This window comes from Mesorhizobium ciceri WSM4083, from assembly GCF_000519305.1.
Lineage (GTDB): Bacteria > Pseudomonadota > Alphaproteobacteria > Rhizobiales > Rhizobiaceae > Mesorhizobium > Mesorhizobium ciceri_B.
Genome location: NZ_KI912610.1, coordinates 1,073,584 through 1,092,424 on the forward strand (window position 1 = coordinate 1,073,584; position 18,841 = coordinate 1,092,424).

Consider the following 18,841-nt stretch of genomic DNA (forward strand, 5'->3'; position numbering starts at 1 on the left):
AGTCGTCTAACAGTTTAGTTCATAGTATTTCCATCCCGGAAGATAGCTGCGCCGCGCTGGGCTGCCGCTGAGAGAATGCTGGTGATTAATGTCGAATATCTGCTCCGAGTCCCGACTACGGTTACGCAGCTTCGATGCACGGAATCTTGGCGAAAGAACAAGAAAACCTGGCTCAACTCCTGAAAGTCTCATCAGAGAAGGCTACACCGAAGCTGAAATTCACTCTGGTATCAGGGTGGTAACGCCAGAGGAGGCGCTGGAGCATTGGAGGCCTGCAAATCCAAAGAGCGTCGCTTTGGCGCTCAACCTGTCGATAGGGTGGGACAATGGTGTTGGGGCTGACAATTTTACCGTCTATATCATCACGAACGCAATCAGAGATCAGATCAATATAGACCCTCATCCGGTAATTAGCGTCGAAGATTTTAAATGGCCTGATCTGCTCAAAAGCATTCTAGATATCCTTAGAAAATGTGAAGGGAATTCATGGAAGGAGAGTGTTCGCGAATTGTGCAAGCGATTTGAGTGGGAATATTCTGGTATGGCGGAATATGAATCTTGGCTTCGATCAGATGGTTAATGCCTAGACGGAAAATTGCCCGCGCGAGCCTTCTTAAAATCAACGGCAGAAATGGGTCGAACTCGGTCGCGCGGAGTGATTGCGTTTCGACCGCTAGCCAGGCGCGCCGGCGACCGATCCCCTGACCACCAGATCGACCGGCCAGACCTCGCCTCGCGCCCCCTCCTCCAGGCCTGAAATCCGTGCCGCCAGCCGCTCGGCGACACGGGCGCCGGCGAGACGGATCGATGAACGCGTCGTCGACAGCGGCACCGAAAAATTCTCCGGCCTCAGCCAGGGGAAGACGTCATCATGAGCGATCAGCGACACGTCGCCGGGAATGCTCAAGCCGAGGTCGCGCACGGCGCGCACGACGCCGAGTGCCATGATCAGGCTGGAGCAGGCGATCGCCGTCGGCGCGTCACCTTCTTCCAGCAAACGCCTGGTGGCGCGATAGCCGTTCTCTTCGGTCATATCGACCGAGCAGACATGGCGTTCGCTCAATGACAGTCCGCTCGCGGCGAGTGCCCGGCGCACGCCGCGTTCGCGATGGATGGCGAAGGTTTCGCGGTCGTCACCGTTGATCAACGCCAGCCGCCGATGACCGAGCTGGATCAGCAGCCTGGCTGCCTCGTGGAAGGCGCCCTCATTGTCGATGTCGGTGAAGGCATAGTCGAAATCGAAACCTTCGCTGCGGCCATGGACGATGAAGGGAATGCCGAGCGTGTTGACCAGCGCCACGCGCCGGTCGGCGGGCCTTGGAGAGGAGATATAAACAGCGTCGACCTGCCGGTTGGCGACGATGCGCCGGTAGGTCGTCTCCTGGTCGTCGGCGTCGGCCGGCGACAGCACAAGGTCAAGCTCGTGCGAGCGGGCATAGTCACCAAGACCGGACAGGAACTCGACGAAATGCGGATCGATGTCGACCGACGCACCGGTCGGCAGGACATAGCCGATCATGCCGGTCTTGCCGGTCGCCAGCCGGCGCGCGCTCGGGTTGGGACGATAGCCATGGCGCTTGGCGGCATCCATGACACGCCTGCGCGTCTCCTCGTTGACCTCGGGATAGCCGTTCAGCGCACGGCTCACCGTGGTTTGCGAAAGTGCCAGCATGTGGGCGAGCTGCTTGAGGTTCACGAAGTCTCCATTCCCTCAAAGCGCTTTTAAATTGAATCGACCCAAGTGCCACCGGGGCCGAGCCATACGAAGCCGAACCATAGACGCGGTTTGGGCGTGTTTGAAACAGAAATTGCTGCTGCATCGCCAAAATAGTATGTTGCAGCGCACTTTTAGGAGTGAAAACGGGCGAACCTAAATCGATTAACTCGCCAGGCTCTTGACTTCCCAGCGATTCAATGGCGTGATCGAAAAAGCCAAAGCGCTTTGGAAGACTCTTCGAAAGGTTGCGGTTCCTTTCCGACTGAGTCACAGTCCTGCGGCGTCGGCGGGCGGAATGGAGGTTCCGTCCGGTGTGTGAGACCCACTGGGAGGAATACCGATGAAAAAAATGCTTTTGCTGGGTGCTGCGTTTGCCACGTTCGCCCTGAACGCGCCCGCGCAGGCCGAACTGAAGTTCAAGCCCGGCGAAGACAAGCGCTTCAACTGGGCAAACTACGAAGAACTCAAGAAAGTCGACCTCAAGGGTGAGACGCTGTCGATCTTCGGACCGTGGCGCGGCGAGGACGAAGGCCTGGTGCGCGGCGTTCTCGACTATTTCGCGGAAGCCACCGGCGTCGAGATCAAATACTCCTCCTCGGAAAATTACGAACAGCAGATCGTCATCGACACGCAGGCCGGCAGCCCGCCGAACATCGCCGTGCTGCCGCAGCCGGGCCTCATCCAGGACCTGGCGTCGAAGGGCCTTTTGACGCCGCTCGGTGACGACACCGCCAAATGGGTCAAGGACAATTACGGTGCCGGCCAGTCATGGGTCGATCTCGGCACCTTCAAGGACAAGGACGGCAAGCCGGGCTTCTTCGCCTTCCCTTACAAGGCCGACGTGAAGTCGCTGGTCTGGTACTCGCCGGACAATTTCGAGGAAGCCGGCTACAAGGTACCGAAGACGCAGGAAGAACTCGCCGATCTCGAAAAGAAGATCATCGCCGATGGCGGCAAGCCGTGGTGCATCGGCCTCGGCTCCGGCGGCGCCACCGGCTGGCCGGCGACCGACTGGGTCGAAGACCTGATGCTGCGCACCCAACCTCCGGAGGTCTACGACAAATGGGTGAAGAACGAGATTCCGTTCAACGACCCCGCAGTGGTCAACGCAATCGACATTTTCGGCAAGATCGCGACCGACGACAAGATGGTCGACGGCGGCGCCAAGGCGGTTGCGGCGACCGACTTCCGCGACAGCCCGAAGGGCCTCTTTTCGGTGCCGCCGAAATGCTACCTGCACCACCAGGCATCGTTCATTCCGACCTTCTTCCCGGAGGGCACCAAGGTCGGTCAGGACGCGGACTTCTTCTACTTCCCACCCTATGCCTCCAAGCCTGAACTGGGCACGCCCGTGCTCGGCGCCGGTACGCTGGCGATGATCACCAAGGACTCCAAGGCCTCGCGCGCGTTCATCGAATTCCTGAAGATGCCGCTCGCCCACGAGATCTGGATGGCCGAGGGCGGTTTCGTGACGCCGCTCAAGTCGGTCAACAAGGATGCCTATGCCAGCGACGCGCTGAAGAAGCAGGGCGAAATCCTCGCCAATGCCTCGACTTTCCGCTTCGACGGTTCCGATCTGATGCCGGGCAAGATCGGCGCCGGCGCGTTCTGGACCGGCATGATCGACCTGGTCGGCGGCAAGTCGGCGCAGGACGTCGCCACCGACATCCAGAAGAGCTGGGACGCCATCAAGTAGACGGCTGGCACGTAGACGACCAACCATTCTCGCACTGGATCCGGACCGTACTGGCCCGGATCTGACGGTGGCCCGTGCCGCAGCCTTTCGTCATGAGCGCATTGACATGAAGCGCGATCGGCAATGTGCGCAAGCCGCCGATGACGCGCTCCAAACAACTGAATCGGCGCCTGGTCCCCGTCACCAAGGTCATTCCTTGTCGGGTCATGCGCAGGGGGAGAGGGACCCATGGCGGCTCAGATTTTCTCGGCCATTTTCGTCATCATCGTCGGCGTCGGCGGTTGCGTCGCCTATTTCTGGGGCGCCAACAAGCTGGTCGACCTGATATTCCCGTCACGCGGCGTCGCGGGTGCCGCGGCCATCGACAATCTGCGCCGGCAAGGGCTGGTCAGGCCATGGCTTTTCGTCGGCCCCGCGATGATCATCCTCACCATTTACCTGATCTATCCGGTGGTCGAGACGCTGCGGCTGTCGTTCCTCGATCGCGGCGGCATCAATTTCGTCGGCCTGGCGAACTATGAATGGGCGTTCGGCGATCGCGAGTTCCGCAACTCGATCCTCAACAACATCATCTGGCTGGCGGTCGTGCCCGCCGCCTGCACCTTCCTAGGGCTGATCATCGCCGTGCTCACCGACAAGATCTGGTGGGGCACGGTCGCCAAGAGCCTGATCTTCCTGCCGCTGGCGATCTCCTTCGTCGGCGCCAGCGTGATCTGGAAATTCATCTACGAGTATCGGGGCGAGGGCCAGACCCAGATCGGCATCCTCAACGCCATCATCCAGCATTTCGGCGGCCAGCCGCAGGTCTGGATATCGCTGCCGTTCTGGAACAATTTCTTCCTGATGATCATCCTAATCTGGATCCAGACCGGCTTTGCCATGGTCATCCTGTCTTCCGCCCTGCGCGGCATTCCCGAAGAAACGCTGGAAGCCGCCGTCATCGACGGCGCCAATCCGTTCCAGATCTTCTGGAAGATCATGGTGCCGCAGATCTGGGGCACCATCGCCGTGGTCTGGACCACGATCACCATTCTGGTGCTCAAAGTGTTCGACATCGTGCTGACCATGACCAACGGCCAGTGGAACAGCCAGGTGCTGGCCAATCTGATGTTCGACTGGATGTTCCGCGGCGGCGGCGATTTCGGCCGCGGCGCCACCATCGCCATCATCATCATGATCGCGGTCATTCCGATCATGGTCTGGAACATCCGCCAGGCGAACAAAGAGACGGGGGGACATTGAGATGGCCGTCGCGACCGGAAATTCCTTCGCCAGCCGTTTTGGCGTCCACATCGCCGTGCTCATCTTCGTCGCGATCTGGACCATACCGACGCTCGGCATCCTGGTTTCGTCACTGCGCGACAAGAACCAGATCATCGCCTCGGGATGGTGGAACTCTTTCGCCAGTTCCACCCAGACGGAAGCAGGCCGGCTCCCACCCGCCTCGGCGCAAGTCGAGAAGGACGGCAAGTTCGTCCTCGAGGGCAATATCTTCGGCGACGGCGCCAAGCGCGACATCAGTGCCTTCGGGGTCAAATCGGCGACACCGACGCAATATCCCGCCGGCACGACAGCCGATCTCGGCGACGGCGTGACCTTGCAGCTCAATGCCGACGGCAGCTTCATCATGCAGTCCCCGAAAGCGTTCGAAGGCGATCGCGGCCAGCGCGTCTATTATGCTTCGTCGGCGCCGCCGAAATTCACCACCGACAATTACAAAACCGTGCTGTTCTCCGAAGGCATCGGACGGTCATTCATGAATTCCCTGACCGTCACCATTCCGGCGACCGTCATCCCGATCCTGATCGCCGCCTTTGCCGCTTATGCACTGGCCTGGATGCGGTTTCCCGGCCGAGCGCTGCTGATCGCCGTCATCATCGGCCTGCTGGTGGTGCCATTGCAGATGTCGCTGATCCCGCTGTTGAAACTCTATAATGGCGTCGGCGCTTTCTTCGGCATGCCATCGAAGACCTATCTCGGCATCTGGCTGGCGCATACCGGCTTCGGCCTGCCCTTCGCCATCTACCTGCTACGCAGCTACATTGCCGGCCTGCCGCGCGAAATCATGGAATCGGCGCGCATCGATGGCGCCAGCGATTTCGAGATCTTCGTCAAGATCGTCTTGCCGCTGTCGTTCCCGGTGCTGGCTTCGTTTGCCATCTTCCAGTTCCTGTGGGTATGGAACGATCTGCTGGTGGCGATGGTTTTCCTCGGTACAGAGGCAGACCAGATCGTGCTGACCGCCAAGCTCAACGCGCTGTTGGGCTCACGCGGCGGCGACTGGGAGATCCTGACGACATCGGCCTTCGTGACCATCATCGTGCCGCTGATCGTCTTCTTCTCGCTGCAGCGCTATTTTGTCCGCGGGCTGCTTGCCGGCTCGGTGAAAGGAGGCTGAGACGATGCAATCCGCTTTGAAGGCCAGCTCGAAGCCTGACCTTGCCATCGATCGCGACTGGTGGCGGGGCGCGGTGATCTACCAGATCTATCCGCGCAGCTACCAGGACTCGAATGGCGACGGCATCGGCGATCTCAAGGGCATCATAGGCCGCCTCCCCTACATCGCCGCACTCGGCGCGGATGCCATCTGGATTTCGCCGTTCTTCAAGTCGCCGATGAAGGATTTCGGCTATGACGTGACGGATTACTGCGATGTCGATCCGATGTTCGGCACGCTGGCCGATTTCGACGCGCTGACCGCCGAGGCACACAGGCTGGGCTTGAAGGTGATGATCGACGAGGTGCTGTCGCACACCGCCGACAACCATCCATGGTTCAAGGAAAGCCGGTCGAGCCGCAGCAACCCGAAAGCCGACTGGTACGTCTGGGCAGACGCCAGGCCGGACGGCACGCCGCCCAACAACTGGCTGTCGATCTTCGGCGGCTCGGCGTGGCAATGGGACACCAGCCGCCAGCAATATTACATGCACAATTTCCTGGCCGAACAGCCCGACCTCAACTTTCACAACCACGAGGTCCAGGACGCGTTGCTCGATGTCACCCGCTTCTGGCTGGAGCGCGGCGTCGATGGTTTCCGGCTCGACACCATCAATTTCTACTTCCACAGCCAAGGCTTGGAAAACAATCCGCCGCTGCCGCCGGAAGAGCGCAACGACCAGACCGCGCCGGCGGTCAACCCCTACAACTACCAGGACCATCTCTATGACAAGAGCCGGCCCGAGAACCTCGGCTTCCTCGAACGGTTCCGTGCCCTGCTCGATGAATATCCGGCAACCGCAGCGGTCGGCGAGGTCGGCGATTCGCAGCGCGGGCTTGAAGTGGTCGCCGCCTACACCGCAGGCGGCAAGCGCGTGCACATGTGCTACTCCTTCGATTTCCTGGCGCCGGAAAAGATCAGCGCGGGCAAGGTCCGCTCGGTGCTGGAATCCTTCGGCAAGGTCGCTAGCGACGGCTGGTCGTGCTGGGCCTTCTCCAACCACGACGTGATGCGCCCGGCCTCGCGCTGGGCCGCCAATGAGGCCGACCCGACCGCCTACCTCAAGGTCATCTCGGCGCTGCTGATGTCGTTGCGCGGTTCGGTCTGCATCTACCAGGGCGAGGAGCTTGGGCTCGGTGAGGCAGAGCTGCGGTTCGAGGATCTGCAGGACCCCTACGGCATCCGCTTCTGGCCGGAATTCAAGGGCCGCGACGGCTGCCGCACACCGATGGTGTGGGATGGCGATGCCAAGAATGGAGGCTTCTCCTCGGCAAAACCCTGGCTGCCGGTGCCGGCCAAGCATCTGGCGCAAGCGGTCAATGTCCAGCAGGGCGACGAGGCTTCGCTGCTCGAGCATTACCGGCGCTTCCTCAGCTTCCGGCGTGCCCATCCGGCGCTGGCCAAAGGCGACATCACCTTCATCGAAAGTGAGGGCGACACCGTCGCCTTCACGCGCCGCGCAGGCAACGAGCAGATCGTCTGCGTCTTCAATCTGGGAGCCGGGCCGGCCAAGGTTGACCTTGGCGGCCGATCGCTGCAACCTCTGCCCGGGCACGGATTTTCGGGGCAGGCGAACAGCGGTTCCATCGAGCTTGGCGGCTACGGCGCCTGGTTCGGGCGTCTCGACTGAATTTCCAATCACTGGAGGAAACCAATGGCCGATGTCACGCTAAGACAAGTGAAGAAGTCCTACGGCAATCTGAACATTCTCCACGGCATCGATCTCGATATCAAGTCGGGCGAGTTCATCGTCTTCGTCGGCCCGTCGGGCTGCGGCAAGTCGACATTGCTGAGGTCGATCGCCGGGCTCGAGGAAATCACCTCCGGCGAACTCAGAATAGCCGGCGAGGTGGTGAACGACGTGCCGCCGTCGAAACGGGGCATCGCCATGGTGTTCCAGTCCTATGCGCTCTACCCGCACATGACCGTCTACGACAACATGGCGTTCTCGATGAAGATCGGCAAAGAGAACAAGGCCGAGATCGACCGCCGCGTGCGTCAGGCCGCCGAGATCCTGCAGCTGACCAAATATCTCGACCGCCTGCCCAAGGCGATGTCGGGCGGCCAGCGCCAGCGCGTCGCCATCGGCCGGGCCATCGTGCGCAATCCGAAGGTGTTCCTGTTCGACGAGCCGCTTTCGAACCTCGACGCGGCGCTTCGCGTCGCCACCCGCATCGAAATCGCCAAGCTCAAGGAATCGATGCCCAACACGACCATGATCTACGTCACCCACGACCAGGTCGAGGCGATGACGCTGGCCGACCGCATCGTGGTGCTCAAGGACGGCCATATCGAGCAGGTCGGCACGCCGATGGATCTCTACAAGAAGCCCGGCAATCTGTTCGTTGCGCAATTCATCGGCTCGCCGGCCATGAACATCCTGCCCGCGACCATCGACAAGACCGGAAACCCGACCGTCGTCAGCCATGTCGGCGGACGCAAGGCGACCGTGCCGATCGCGACGCCGGCCTCGGCAAAGGGCGCTGCGGTGAGTTTCGGCGTGCGGCCGGAGGACCTGATCATCGCCAGCGGCGCGGACTATCTGTTCGAGGGGACGGTCGACTATGTCGAGCAACTCGGCGAGGTGCAGCTTGTCTATGTCGACATCGGCCGCGCCGACCTGCCGCTGGTGACCAAGCTGCCCGGCAATGTCGAGGTCAAGCGCGGTTCGACATTGCGGCTGAGCGCCAATGGCGAGGACCTGCATATCTTCGACGCTGACGGACGGTCGTTTGCCCTTCATGAGGCTGAAGCGAAAGCGGCCTGAGGCAGCAGGATCGAGTCTTGGACACAAAAAGAGCGGCGGGCTAGGCCGGCCGCTCTTTTGTTGAAGATCAGCCTCGGCTGTTAACGGCCGAAGAGATTCCGGTCGCTGCCCTGAGGGGCGGACTTCTCTACGTCGCCCGACGAATTGAGCAGCTTCTCGACGAGGCCACCGCTGTTGCGGACCGAGCTCGTATGCGCGCTGTCTACCGAAGTAACCGCAGGCTGGTTGGCGCCGTTGGAGCCAAAGTTGTCGCTGCCGGCAAAGGCACTGCCGGTGATGGCCAGAACGGCGGCGGCAGCAATAAGGATCTTGTTCATTTTAGTCTCCTGAATTCTGGATTTCGCCAGACGACAGACACAGCTGCCGTCGGTTGCGAAATTGGTAATTAGCGACCGAAGAGGTTACGGTCGCTGCCCTGAGCGGGCGTCTGGGCAGCCGGTTCCGAGGTCTTGGTGGAAGCCGTGTACGACTGGTCCACAGCGGCGGCAGGCTGATTGGAGCCGTTCGAACCGTAGTTGTCGCTGCCCGCGAAAGCGCTGCCGGTGATGGCCAGAACGGCGGCGGCAGCAATGAGGATCTTGTTCATCTTAAATACTCCTGAATGTCTGAATTTCGAATGTCTGAATTTCGCCAGGGCGGCGAGCGAGCCCGCCGTCGACTGGGAATCGGCTGTTAGTTGTTGCCGAAGAGGTTGTGGTCGGCACCCTGGGCAGGCGCCTGAGCAGCCGGCTCCGACTTCTTGGTAGAAGCGGTGTACGAGCTGTCGACAGCAGTGGCTGCCGCGGCGTTCGAACCGTAGTGGTCGCTACCAGCGAAGGCGCTGCCGGAAATGGCCAGAAGGGCTGCGGCAGTGAGAATGATCTTTTTCATTTTTGGTACTCCAGTATCGTCTTTTTTCCGTCCGTCTAGCGGCGTGTCTTGGAAATGAAATCGCGTCGTTCGGACAGCCCCGATGTGGGAGGGCAACCCTGCGTTTTCCAATCACGAAGTTGTTCCGTGTGGACCATGAATCCACACCTTGAAATTGTGCCAAGGGAATCTACGGGTACATTTTTCTTCTTTATATCAGTATGTTAGGTTTAGCCATCCGATGGATCACTGACTGTTTCAAAGGCCCAGCGTTCACACCGTCCTGCACGCACCGTCAACAGAAACGAACCGTTCGGTTCGATTTTAGGGCAAGCTAATAGTCACTTTTCGAAACCGTTAACCTTTTTTGACCCCCGCCAAGGGTCGGATTAGGGAAGATCGCAGCCGGCAAATGGCCGCCCGGGAGGCGGAATTTCGGCCCTCGACGATCTGCGGTGACGTTTCGAATGCCGTGTCGCGCCGCATGGATACGATGTCGTTTTCATGCCGACGGCACGCCGCTGATCGTGGTTAGATCATGCCATCTCAGGTGCCGCTTCGTGACGACGGGGCGGAGAATTGGGAAGCCGGTCAGAATCCGGCGCTGCCCCCGCAACGGTGGTGGAGTTCAAGTCGCAACGGGAGACCACTGGGCAACTGCCTGGGAAGGTGTCGCGATGGTCCGCAAGGACAACTCCAGAGCCCGGAAACCAGCCCGAGATTTTTAGACTCGACTGATCGCGGTGGGCGGTCAAGAGGTGGATAGCGCATGTCCGGCACACAGCCGGCCTGCGTTTCAATCCTTCCTCCATCACCACCAGTTCAGTCCTTAGAAACGAGGACAGGACATGGATACCCGCAACGACATGCTGAGGCTCTTGAACAGCCGCCGGCAAGGCTTTTCGCTGGAGCAGCCCTTCTACACCAATCCAGACTACTTCAAGCTCGACATGGAGCTGATCTGGTATCGCGACTGGCTGTTCATCGGCCATGATTGCGAACTGCCGAAGCCGGGCAGCTACATCACCGTGCAGATCGGCGACTATCCGGTGGTCCTTGTCCGCGACCAGCACGGCAAGATCAACGCCTTCCACAATTCCTGCCGCCATCGCGGCAGCCGCGTGTGCAACACGGAGAAGGGTACGGCGGCAAAGCTCGTCTGCCCGTATCATCAGTGGACCTATGAGCTGGACGGCCGCCTGCTGTTTGCCCGCCAGATGGCCGACGGTTTCGACAAGAGTGATTTCGGCCTGAAGCCGGTCGCCTGCGAGAGCGTCGGCGGCTACATCTTCATCTGCCTGGCCAAGGAACCGGCGGATTTCGCGCCGATGCGGGCGATGATCGAACCCTATCTTTTGCCGCACCGGTTGCGTGAAGCAAAGATCGCCTTCGAGAGCACGATCGTCGAGAAGGGCAACTGGAAGCTGGTCTGGGAAAACAACCGCGAGTGCTACCACTGCGCCGCCAATCACCCCGAGCTGTGCAAGACCTTCCCCGAGGCTCCGACCGTGACCGGCGTCCAAGGCGCCGACAGCGACCCTGAAATGGTCGCGCACTGGGCCAGATGCGAGGCATCAGGCTTGCCGAGCAAATTCCGCATCGATCCGGCAGGGCAGTACCGCGCCACCCGCGCGCCGCTGCTGCGCGATGCCGTCAGCTACACCATGACGGGAAAACGGGCGGTCCAGAAGAACCTGTCCGACAGCGTTTCAACCGACCGCATCGGTTCCTTGCTGCTCTATCACTATCCGACGACCTGGAACCATATCCTCGGCGACCACGCGGTCACCTTTCGCGTGCTGCCGATCAGTGCCACGGAAACCGCGGTGACGACGAAATGGCTCGTCCACAAGGACGCGGTCGAGGGCGTCGACTACGACCTCGCTGAGCTCACCCATGTCTGGACCGAGACCAACGACCAGGACCGCCGCATCGTGGAGGAAAACGCCTTCGGCATCCTGTCGCCGGCCTATGAACCAGGCCCCTATTCGGAGCTGCATGAGGGCGGCGTGATCCAGTTCGTCGAGTGGTACGCGTCGTTCATCGGACCGCGCCTTGCCGAAGGCGGCCGGCCGGCCTTGCGCAGCGTCGCCTAGCCCAGGGGACAAGAGGATGAATGCGATGACGGACCTTGGCCTCTATCGCCATCTCGACCAGATGACGCCCTGGAACGACAGGCTGCAGGTGCTGGAAGTGATCGGCGTCAGCGACGAAGCGCCTGACGTGAAGACCTTCACCTTCCGCTCCGACAACCAGACCTGGTTCCGCTACAAACCGGGACAGTTCGTGACTCTGGAACTGCCGACATCGGACGGGCCGCTGATGCGCACCTACACGCTGTCGTCCTCGCCGTCGCGACCGTTCTCGATCGCGGTGACGGTCAAGGCGCAGGCGGGCAGCACCGGTACGCGCTGGATGTTCGACCATCTGACGCCCGGTTCGCACGTCAAGGCCTATGGGCCGACCGGCGACTTCTCGCTGCACAGCCACCCGGCGGCCAAATATCTGTTCATTTCGGCCGGCTCCGGCGTGACGCCGATGATGTCGATGCTGCGTTGGCTGAACGACTGTGCGCCATGGACAGATGTAGGCTTCGTCAACTGTGCGCGCCGCCCGGAAGAGATCATTTTCCGCAAGGAGCTCGAGCTGCTCGGCAGCCGTATGCCCGGCCTGTCGCTCGGCTTCATGATCGAGGAGCGGTCGAGCCGCGAGGGCTGGTTCGGCCATATGGGCCGCATCGACGCGATCCGGCTGCCATTGCTGGCACCCGATTTCCGCGAGCGCGAGATCTTCTGCTGCGGCCCCGATCCCTTCATGCGCGCCGTGCGCGGCATGCTGGACGCCGCCGGCTTCGACATGGCTAAATACCATCAGGAAAGCTTTGCTGCGCCTGCCGTGGAGGACATCCCGGCGCCGTTCTCGCCGCCGGCAGAAGACGGCGCTGCTGCCGTCGAGGCCGTGACACCGATCCGGTTCTCGCTTTCCGATGTCGATGCCGAATGCGTCGCCGGCCAGACCGTGCTGCAGACGGCACGCGCCTCGGGAGTGCGGATTCCCGCCGCCTGCGAGTTCGGCCTGTGCGGCACCTGCAAGGTGAGGAAGGTCGCGGGCGACGTCGAGATGAGCCACAATGGCGGCATCCTCGATCACGAAATCGAGGACGGCTTTATCCTCGCCTGTTGCTCGAAGCCGCTTTCGGCGCTTGAAATCGAAGCGTGACCGGCAAGCATGGTCAGAGACTGTCCATGCCTGCGCAGCCTGAAGCTGCGCTCGCCCGGGCCTGCGCCATCTTGCCAAAAACCCTGCAAATGGTTAGACGCCTGCAACGGTGGGGTTGACCGTAGGGCCCGAAGATCGTCTCCGCGGCCTGCTTCGGCGGGGAGCAAACATGCGACAGTCCGGCGTATATGCCATTGCCAGCAAGGATATCGTCTTTGAATCCTTCGATGGCGAAGCCGTCGTTCTTGACCTGACCACGGGCAAATATTTCGGCTTCTCTGATTCAGGCAGCAGACTTTGGGATGCACTGTCGTCCGGCGTGCCTGCCTCCGAACTGGTCGGCGCCGCGACCGGAATTGGCGCCCTCGATGCCGCCGCGATTGACGGCTTTGTTTCACAATTGCTCGAATTCGGTTTGCTGGCGGCCGTAATCGATGGCGTGGCAAGACCGGCTCCAAGCGAATTGCTGGCTCAGCTCGCCGCTGCCAGAGAGCCCCTCAAGGTCGACATCCATGACGATCTCGCCGATCTCATTGTCGTCGACCCCATCCACGAGGTCGAGGAGCCCCTCGGCTGGCCCGCGGTGAAGCAGGTCAACTGAAGCGCCATCAGGTTCTCGTTGCCGGACAGCTCCGGAACAGGCAGACCATGCCGAACGTCACTCTCGAAAACCTGACTGACTACGCACGCCATGTCCTGGCGCAAGCGGAGAGCAGCGCCGCGCATTATCCGCTGACCCGCAAGGTGGGCTTGCCGCATCTGGATCTGACCGCGCATGTGAGCGCCGGCGCGTTGGCCGATGCCGTCGCTCACGGCTTTATCACGGCTCCGGACCGAGCGCCTGCCGACATCTGCCGCGTCTTCGTCGCACATCCCGGTATTGACGGCATCGCGGTACCGGCAAGTTGGGGCCAGGGGCCCTTCACGCAGCATGGCTTCGCCACCCGGCTGGCGGAAGCCGGATTGCGCGGCAACCATTTCCACGACCTGGATTTCTGGCAGTTCTACGATCCGCAACGTCGCGTTGGCGTGCAATTGATGGCCTCGGCCGATGCCTTTCCACCGTGGGAGCCGGGAGCGCCGCTGCGCCCCTTCCTCCATTGGGAATATGCGGCACGTGGCATGCGGCTGGCCCATGCGGGGACGCTCGGCACCAAGGGCAAGGGCGTGCTGTTGGCCGGCGCGGGCGGCGCCGGGAAATCCGGAACCGTCGCAGCCGGCCTGCTCCACGGGCTGGACAGCGTCGGCGACGACTATGTGCTGGTCGACCTTGCCAACGGCGTGACTGCCCGCCCGTTGTTTTCAACACTCAAACAAGATCCCCAGGGGTTCGTTCGGCTTGGGCTGAAGCATCGGCTAAAAGCGCATGGTCCGCTCAACTGGCAAGGCAAGCATGCTTTTCACATTCATGACATCGCGCCCCGGCCGGTGCCCGAAACTCTGGACATCGTTGCGCTGCTGGTGCCACATATCGGCGGAGGCGGGGCAAGTTCGATCGTGCCGGTGTCGCGCAGGGATGCCATGATTGCCTTGGCGCCGTCCGGCATAGCGCAGATGCCGGGCGAGCGGGAGAGCGGCTTTCGCTTCTTCAGCGACCTGACCCGCCTGCTGCCGTGCTACCGTCTGTCGCTGGGGACGCAGCCACAGGAGATAGCCGCCACGATTGCGGACTTTCTCGCGCGGGGCGCTTCGTGAAACTGAGCGTGATAATGCCCGTCTACAACCGTGAGCGCTATGTCGTTTCGGCATTGCGCTCGCTGGTGCGGCAGCGGGACGCCGCCGATCTCGACATCATCGTCATCGACGACGGCTCGACCGACGGCTCTGCTGAGGCCGTGCGCTCGATGATGCGCGAAAACCCCTGCATCCGACTGTTCCAGCAATCCAACATGGGCGTAGCCAGGGCGCGCAACGCCGGGCTGCGGCAATTGCCACCGGATGCGGAGTTCGTGTCATTCCTGGATTCGGACGATATCTCGCCGGCCGGGCGCTTCAAGAAGGACCTTGCGCGCTTCAGAGCAGACCCCGGCCTCGAGCTGACTTATTCGCTGATGACGCTGGCTGACAGGATTGACGACGAGCGGCTGGAGCCGGCTGTCGATAGCCACACGATGACGCTTCGGGGAATTTCGCTGAGCGCCGCCGTGTTCAGCAGAGGGCTTGTCGACAGGACGGGCGAGTTCGATGAGGATTTCGAGCAGGCTGAGGATACCGACTATCTGCTGCGCGTTTTCGAGGCGGGACCGAACTACGAATTGTTGGACGCCGTCGCGATCTACTACCGACGCCACGCCGGAAATGTCACCAGGGAGCATAGCGGCAGGGTCCGCAACCACTTGCGCGCGATCCACAAGTCGATGCGGCGGCGCAAGGCCGATCCGTCACGGCGAGAGGTTCAGGGCATCTTCGAATTGAAGAGCCCCGCCGATTGGCGGATGCTATGATGCTCGACACAATCGGGTCGGATCAGCCAAGCCCGCAACGCTGCTGGAGACGCCGATGAGGCTGAGCGTCATCATGCCGGTCTACAATCGCGAACAATTCGTTGGCCTCGCGCTGCGCTCGTTGCTCAGGCAGCGCGAAGACATCGATCTCGACATCATCGTCATCGACGATGGGTCGACCGATGGCTCGGCAGCCGTCGTACGGTCGTTGATCGACGAGGCCCCGTGCATTCGTCTTTTCCAGCAGATCAATGGCGGGGTCACCAAAGCGCGCAATGCCGGGCTGAAGCAGTTGCTGCCGCAGACTCGTCTGGTGTCGTTTCTCGATTCGGACGACATCTCCCCGATAGGGCGCTTCAAGGCGGATCTCGCCTGCTTCGAAGAGGATCCTGGCCTCGACCTGACCTATTCGCGCATGACGCTGATAGACAAGATAGATGGCGAGACGCTGGAACCGGCCGCCGACAGCCACTCCATCACCGTGCGAGGGATCCACCTGTCCGCCGGGATCTTTGCGCGAGACCTCATCGAGCGCACCGGTGGTTTCGACGAGGATTTCAAACAGGCCGAGGACACCGACTATCTGTTGCGTATCTTTGAGAGCCAGGCAAAATACGTTATGCCCGATACGGTGGCTCTCTATTACAGGCGTCATCCCGGCAACATGACCAAGGAAGCCGATGTGCCCTTTCGCGAGTTCATGCGCGCCATTCACAAGTCGATGAAGCGTCGCAAGGCCGACCCCAGCTTGCGCCGGGTGGAGGGGATTTTCGACTTCAAGGATCTCGCGCAGTGGCGGTTCCTTTGATGGCAGGCTACGGCGTCGTCATTCCGGCTTTCAACGCGGCCGCCACCATAGGCGCGGCCCTGAACTCCGTTCTGGCCCAGACGGCAAAGGCGGAGGCCATCGTCGTGGTCGATGACGGTTCAACCGACGATACGGCTGCGGTGATCGATGCGATGAACCTGCCGGTGACGGTGCTGCGACAGGACAACGCCGGACCTGGCAGCGCAACGACCCGCGGCATTGCGGCACTCTCGACGCCGCTCATCGCGACACTCGATGCCGACGATTTGTGGCTGCCGGACAAGATAGAACAGCAGCTGGCCTATCTCGGCCGTCACCCCGGGACCGCGGGCGTCTTTACGCACTGGCGGACGTTTCGCGGCGACAGGCCCGATCTACCCGATGCGGCCAGTGGAGCGGGCTGGTCGCGCACGACGATGATGATCCGCCAGCAGGTGGTGCCGAGCGTCGGTCCCATCATCGACCCACCAGGCGGTCGCGGCGAGATGATCGACTGGATCGCCCGGGTTCGTGAGGCAGGCCTTGCCCTTGCCATGCTCGACGACGTGCTTGCATTGCGCCGCATCCGTCCGGGCAGCCTTTCCTACGGCCGCGATCCGGCACGCGACAGGGGCTATCTCCAGGTCGCAAGGCTCGCCATGCAGCGGCGAGCCCAGAACAAGGCAGGTTCCAGTTGAACGCCACGCCCGTTCGCCGCATCGGCCGCCGCTTTCCGGACTATGGCTGGTCGTGGCCCACCGGCCAGCTGGACCTGTTGCTGAAGGCGGCGCTGCTCTCCGATGAGGACGCAGCCGCTGCCTGTGCCGCGCGCTGGCTGGACGAGAACGACATCGACCTCGTCTCGTTTCGAGAACATCGCCTGCTCGCCGCCATCTCCGACAGGTTCGGCAGGAAGCTGGCCGGGCATACCGCCCATCCGCGCCTCGTCGGCCTGCAGAAGATGCTGTGGACGAAGTCGCGCATGGCGATGCGCGAGGCCGAGCCGGCGCTGAAGGCGATGGCCGACGGCGGCGCCGACATCATGCTGATCAAGGGCGCCAGCCGCATTGCCTTGAACGCGTCGGCGCAGCGTGGCCGGGTGGCGCATGATATCGACATATTGGTGCGCCCGCGCGACATGGCTGCCGTCTTCGACATCTTGCGCGATCGCGACTGGCAGATCGCCTCGGGCGTCAGCGCGCAATATCTGCGAACCCGGTTGGCGTCGCTGCGGTCGATGAACTTCTTCAAGGGCCGTTTCGGTGACATCGACCTGCACCAGCTCGGCTATGACGGGTCGCAGACGAGCGCGGAAGACGACCTGGCGATCTGGCAACGGGCGGTCCCGGCACAATTCAGCGGCGTCGCGGTCTTCGTGCCGTCGCCGGCCGATCGCATGGCCCTGGCCATCGCCCATGGCGGCCTCGACGCCCATACCCACAGCGACTGGCTTGTCGACTGCGCGGTCGCCATCCATGGCGAAGACGTCGATTGGGACATGTTCCTCGACATCGTCGGCAGACGCAGGCTGGCGGTTCCAGCGGCGGTGGCGTTGTCCTATTTGACGTTCGAGATCGGCATTCCGGTGCCGGAACCGACAATGGCCAGAATCTTCGAGATGGCCGACCGGGCCGGCCTGTCGCGTTGGTCGTCGGTTCTGCAAGCCAAGCCGCGCACGGATTTCGGCGGCCTGGTCTGGCTGTCGCGCGGGCTTGCCAAGCAGTTGCGCCTGAAGCGGAAGAAGGGCCGGTTGCAGCAGGAGCCGCCCGCCAAACCTTGGCGCGGCAGACCGGCCGCGAGCAAGCCGCAAGCCGTATCGGCGCCACAGGTGTTTTCGCAGGCCATCGCCTGTCCGCAAACGACCGGCGACATGATGCTCGATATCACCGTCAGGATCGGCGTTCCGCCGGTCCGGCGCCGCATCGAAATGGAGATCAATGACGGTGGCGAGCATATTGCTCGCCTGCGCGCCATCGCCATCAGCCGATCCGGCAGGGAACGCGTGCTGCATTTTCGCGGCAAGGTGACGCTCGACGGCGCGCGAGTTGCCTTAACGCTCGAGGCGCGACCATCGCGACAGTTTCGCGAGTGGAACGACGCGGCCACGGTGGCCGCCTATGGCGCCTTGCCTTTCCAGTTGCTGTCGGCGGATTTCTCACCGGTCGGCTGAAGGCGAAGGCCCATCCGGCAGCTATCAGGGGTCCGGAGTGATCAGCCTCAAGGATGGAAAATAGGTCTGGTAGCGACCGACATCACGGGTCAGCAGCGGAAGCCTGGCGACGGCGGCATGGGCGCCGATGAAGAAGTCGGGCAAGACGCCGGTCCTCGATCCTCCCGATCGGCGGTATTGCGTTAATACCTTTCCAGCAAGGAAAAGCGCAGCTCTTGGCATCGGAGCCATTTCGAGACCGGCCGCATCCAGAAATGACTCAAGATCCTCAATTCTGATGTAGCGAACGGCAAGTTCTGCATAGACAGCATCATTGATCAACAATGGCCCTTCGAGGCTCGCTGCCTCGAGCTGCGCGATCGACCAGTCCGCCCAATTGGGATCGTCCGTGACAAGATCGAGCAGAACGTTGGTGTCGACGAACGTCACACTTCGCCACGCGTCAGTGCCATGATCGCCTCGGTCGTGAGCCCCTCGCCGGCATGGCCGCGCAGCTTGGCGAAGCGGCTTACAGGCGGCTTTTTGTCAACACGCGCCAGCACCACGCTGCCATCGGCGGCGCGCCGGAAATCGACCCTGCTGCCCGGGACGATCCCAAGGAGATCGCGGACGGGTTTGGGAATGGTCACTTGTCCCTTTGCCGTAACGGTGGTGGCCATCTTCATTCCTTGGTAATACCATGTTTCAACAAGGTATTACCTCACCGGTCGATTTTCAAGGATTGAAGCATCGTGTCTCGACCGAACCGTCAGAGT

20 protein-coding genes and 1 riboswitch are annotated in these 18,841 nt (G+C 61.8%); of the genes, 14 read left to right on the plus strand and 6 right to left on the minus strand.

Going from position 1 to position 18,841, the window contains the following annotated elements; all coding sequences use genetic code 11:
* The first annotated feature begins 88 nt into the window (after positions 1 to 88).
* A complete protein-coding gene (locus tag MESCI2_RS1000000137660) occupies positions 89 to 580 on the plus strand; it encodes an Imm8 family immunity protein (protein WP_081738945.1) in 492 nt (163 codons plus the stop codon).
* Between the two features lie 93 nt (positions 581 to 673).
* Here the strand turns inward: MESCI2_RS1000000137660 and MESCI2_RS0131120 are convergent, their stop codons facing one another.
* The gene (locus MESCI2_RS0131120) at positions 674 to 1,696 is read right to left on the minus strand and encodes a LacI family DNA-binding transcriptional regulator (RefSeq protein ID WP_027039895.1); all 1,023 of its coding nucleotides are present in this window, start codon (positions 1,694 to 1,696) and stop codon (positions 674 to 676) included.
* Between the two features lie 361 nt (positions 1,697 to 2,057).
* Between MESCI2_RS0131120 and MESCI2_RS0131125 the strand changes: the two genes are divergently transcribed.
* From MESCI2_RS0131125 to MESCI2_RS0131145, 5 genes are all read left to right on the plus strand, one after another.
* Positions 2,058 to 3,413, plus strand: a complete 1,356-nt coding sequence (locus MESCI2_RS0131125; RefSeq protein WP_027039896.1) for an ABC transporter substrate-binding protein — start codon at positions 2,058 to 2,060, stop codon at positions 3,411 to 3,413.
* Between the two features lie 228 nt (positions 3,414 to 3,641).
* Positions 3,642 to 4,655: a carbohydrate ABC transporter permease gene (locus MESCI2_RS0131130; protein WP_027039897.1), complete on the plus strand. Its 1,014-nt coding sequence runs from the start codon at positions 3,642 to 3,644 to the stop codon at positions 4,653 to 4,655.
* A gap of 1 nt (position 4,656) precedes the next feature.
* Positions 4,657 to 5,811, plus strand: coding sequence for a carbohydrate ABC transporter permease (locus tag MESCI2_RS0131135; RefSeq protein ID WP_027039898.1), 1,155 nt, complete (start codon positions 4,657 to 4,659; stop codon positions 5,809 to 5,811).
* 4 nt (positions 5,812 to 5,815) lie between these two features.
* Positions 5,816 to 7,480: an alpha-glucosidase family protein gene (locus MESCI2_RS0131140; RefSeq protein ID WP_027039899.1), complete on the plus strand. Its 1,665-nt coding sequence runs from the start codon at positions 5,816 to 5,818 to the stop codon at positions 7,478 to 7,480.
* Positions 7,481 to 7,504: 24 nt separating this feature from the next.
* The gene (locus MESCI2_RS0131145; RefSeq protein ID WP_027039900.1) at positions 7,505 to 8,617 is read left to right on the plus strand and encodes an ABC transporter ATP-binding protein; all 1,113 of its coding nucleotides are present in this window, start codon (positions 7,505 to 7,507) and stop codon (positions 8,615 to 8,617) included.
* An 80-nt stretch (positions 8,618 to 8,697) separates the two neighbouring features.
* Here the strand turns inward: MESCI2_RS0131145 and MESCI2_RS0131150 are convergent, their stop codons facing one another.
* The 3 genes from MESCI2_RS0131150 to MESCI2_RS0131160 form a co-directional block, all read right to left on the minus strand.
* Entirely contained in the window at positions 8,698 to 8,934 is a 237-nt protein-coding gene (locus MESCI2_RS0131150) for a DUF680 domain-containing protein (protein WP_023813652.1), read from the minus strand.
* 68 nt (positions 8,935 to 9,002) lie between these two features.
* A complete protein-coding gene (locus MESCI2_RS0131155) occupies positions 9,003 to 9,203 on the minus strand; it encodes a DUF680 domain-containing protein (RefSeq protein WP_027039901.1) in 201 nt (66 codons plus the stop codon).
* A gap of 86 nt (positions 9,204 to 9,289) precedes the next feature.
* Positions 9,290 to 9,487, minus strand: a complete 198-nt coding sequence (locus MESCI2_RS0131160; RefSeq protein WP_027039902.1) for a DUF680 domain-containing protein — start codon at positions 9,485 to 9,487, stop codon at positions 9,290 to 9,292.
* Positions 9,488 to 9,997: 510 nt separating this feature from the next.
* A riboswitch (cobalamin riboswitch) is annotated at positions 9,998 to 10,199 on the plus strand.
* A 115-nt stretch (positions 10,200 to 10,314) separates the two neighbouring features.
* Here MESCI2_RS0131160 and MESCI2_RS0131165 point away from each other — a divergent pair.
* From MESCI2_RS0131165 to MESCI2_RS0131200, 8 genes are all read left to right on the plus strand, one after another.
* Entirely contained in the window at positions 10,315 to 11,562 is a 1,248-nt protein-coding gene (locus MESCI2_RS0131165) for an aromatic ring-hydroxylating oxygenase subunit alpha (RefSeq protein WP_027039903.1), read from the plus strand.
* A gap of 25 nt (positions 11,563 to 11,587) precedes the next feature.
* A complete protein-coding gene (locus tag MESCI2_RS0131170; protein WP_027039904.1) occupies positions 11,588 to 12,685 on the plus strand; it encodes a hybrid-cluster NAD(P)-dependent oxidoreductase in 1,098 nt (365 codons plus the stop codon).
* Positions 12,686 to 12,854: 169 nt separating this feature from the next.
* Positions 12,855 to 13,286, plus strand: a complete 432-nt coding sequence (locus MESCI2_RS0131175) for a PqqD family protein (protein WP_027039905.1) — start codon at positions 12,855 to 12,857, stop codon at positions 13,284 to 13,286.
* Between the two features lie 47 nt (positions 13,287 to 13,333).
* The gene (locus tag MESCI2_RS0131180; protein ID WP_027039906.1) at positions 13,334 to 14,380 is read left to right on the plus strand and encodes a hypothetical protein; all 1,047 of its coding nucleotides are present in this window, start codon (positions 13,334 to 13,336) and stop codon (positions 14,378 to 14,380) included.
* Between the two features lie 14 nt (positions 14,381 to 14,394).
* Complete coding sequence (locus MESCI2_RS0131185; RefSeq protein WP_081738946.1) at positions 14,395 to 15,129, plus strand: glycosyltransferase family 2 protein; 735 nt, start codon at positions 14,395 to 14,397, stop codon at positions 15,127 to 15,129.
* Between the two features lie 55 nt (positions 15,130 to 15,184).
* On the plus strand, positions 15,185 to 15,937 hold the full coding sequence (locus tag MESCI2_RS0131190; protein ID WP_027039908.1) for a glycosyltransferase family 2 protein: 753 nt from the start codon (positions 15,185 to 15,187) through the stop codon (positions 15,935 to 15,937).
* Positions 15,937 to 16,614 carry a glycosyltransferase family 2 protein gene (locus tag MESCI2_RS0131195; RefSeq protein ID WP_027039909.1) on the plus strand — a complete coding sequence of 226 codons (678 nt, stop codon included), beginning with the start codon at positions 15,937 to 15,939 and terminating at the stop codon, positions 16,612 to 16,614. Before MESCI2_RS0131190 ends, MESCI2_RS0131195 begins: the two co-directional genes overlap by 1 nt.
* Positions 16,611 to 18,086 carry a nucleotidyltransferase family protein gene (locus MESCI2_RS0131200; RefSeq protein WP_027039910.1) on the plus strand — a complete coding sequence of 492 codons (1,476 nt, stop codon included), beginning with the start codon at positions 16,611 to 16,613 and terminating at the stop codon, positions 18,084 to 18,086. Before MESCI2_RS0131195 ends, MESCI2_RS0131200 begins: the two co-directional genes overlap by 4 nt.
* A 24-nt stretch (positions 18,087 to 18,110) precedes the next feature.
* On the opposite strand, the gene MESCI2_RS0131205 is transcribed toward MESCI2_RS0131200, so the two are convergent.
* A complete protein-coding gene (locus MESCI2_RS0131205; protein ID WP_027039911.1) occupies positions 18,111 to 18,515 on the minus strand; it encodes a type II toxin-antitoxin system VapC family toxin in 405 nt (134 codons plus the stop codon).
* Positions 18,512 to 18,745: an AbrB/MazE/SpoVT family DNA-binding domain-containing protein gene (locus MESCI2_RS0131210; protein ID WP_027039912.1), complete on the minus strand. Its 234-nt coding sequence runs from the start codon at positions 18,743 to 18,745 to the stop codon at positions 18,512 to 18,514. Before MESCI2_RS0131210 ends, MESCI2_RS0131205 begins: the two co-directional genes overlap by 4 nt.
* Positions 18,746 to 18,841: the final 96 nt, after the last annotated feature.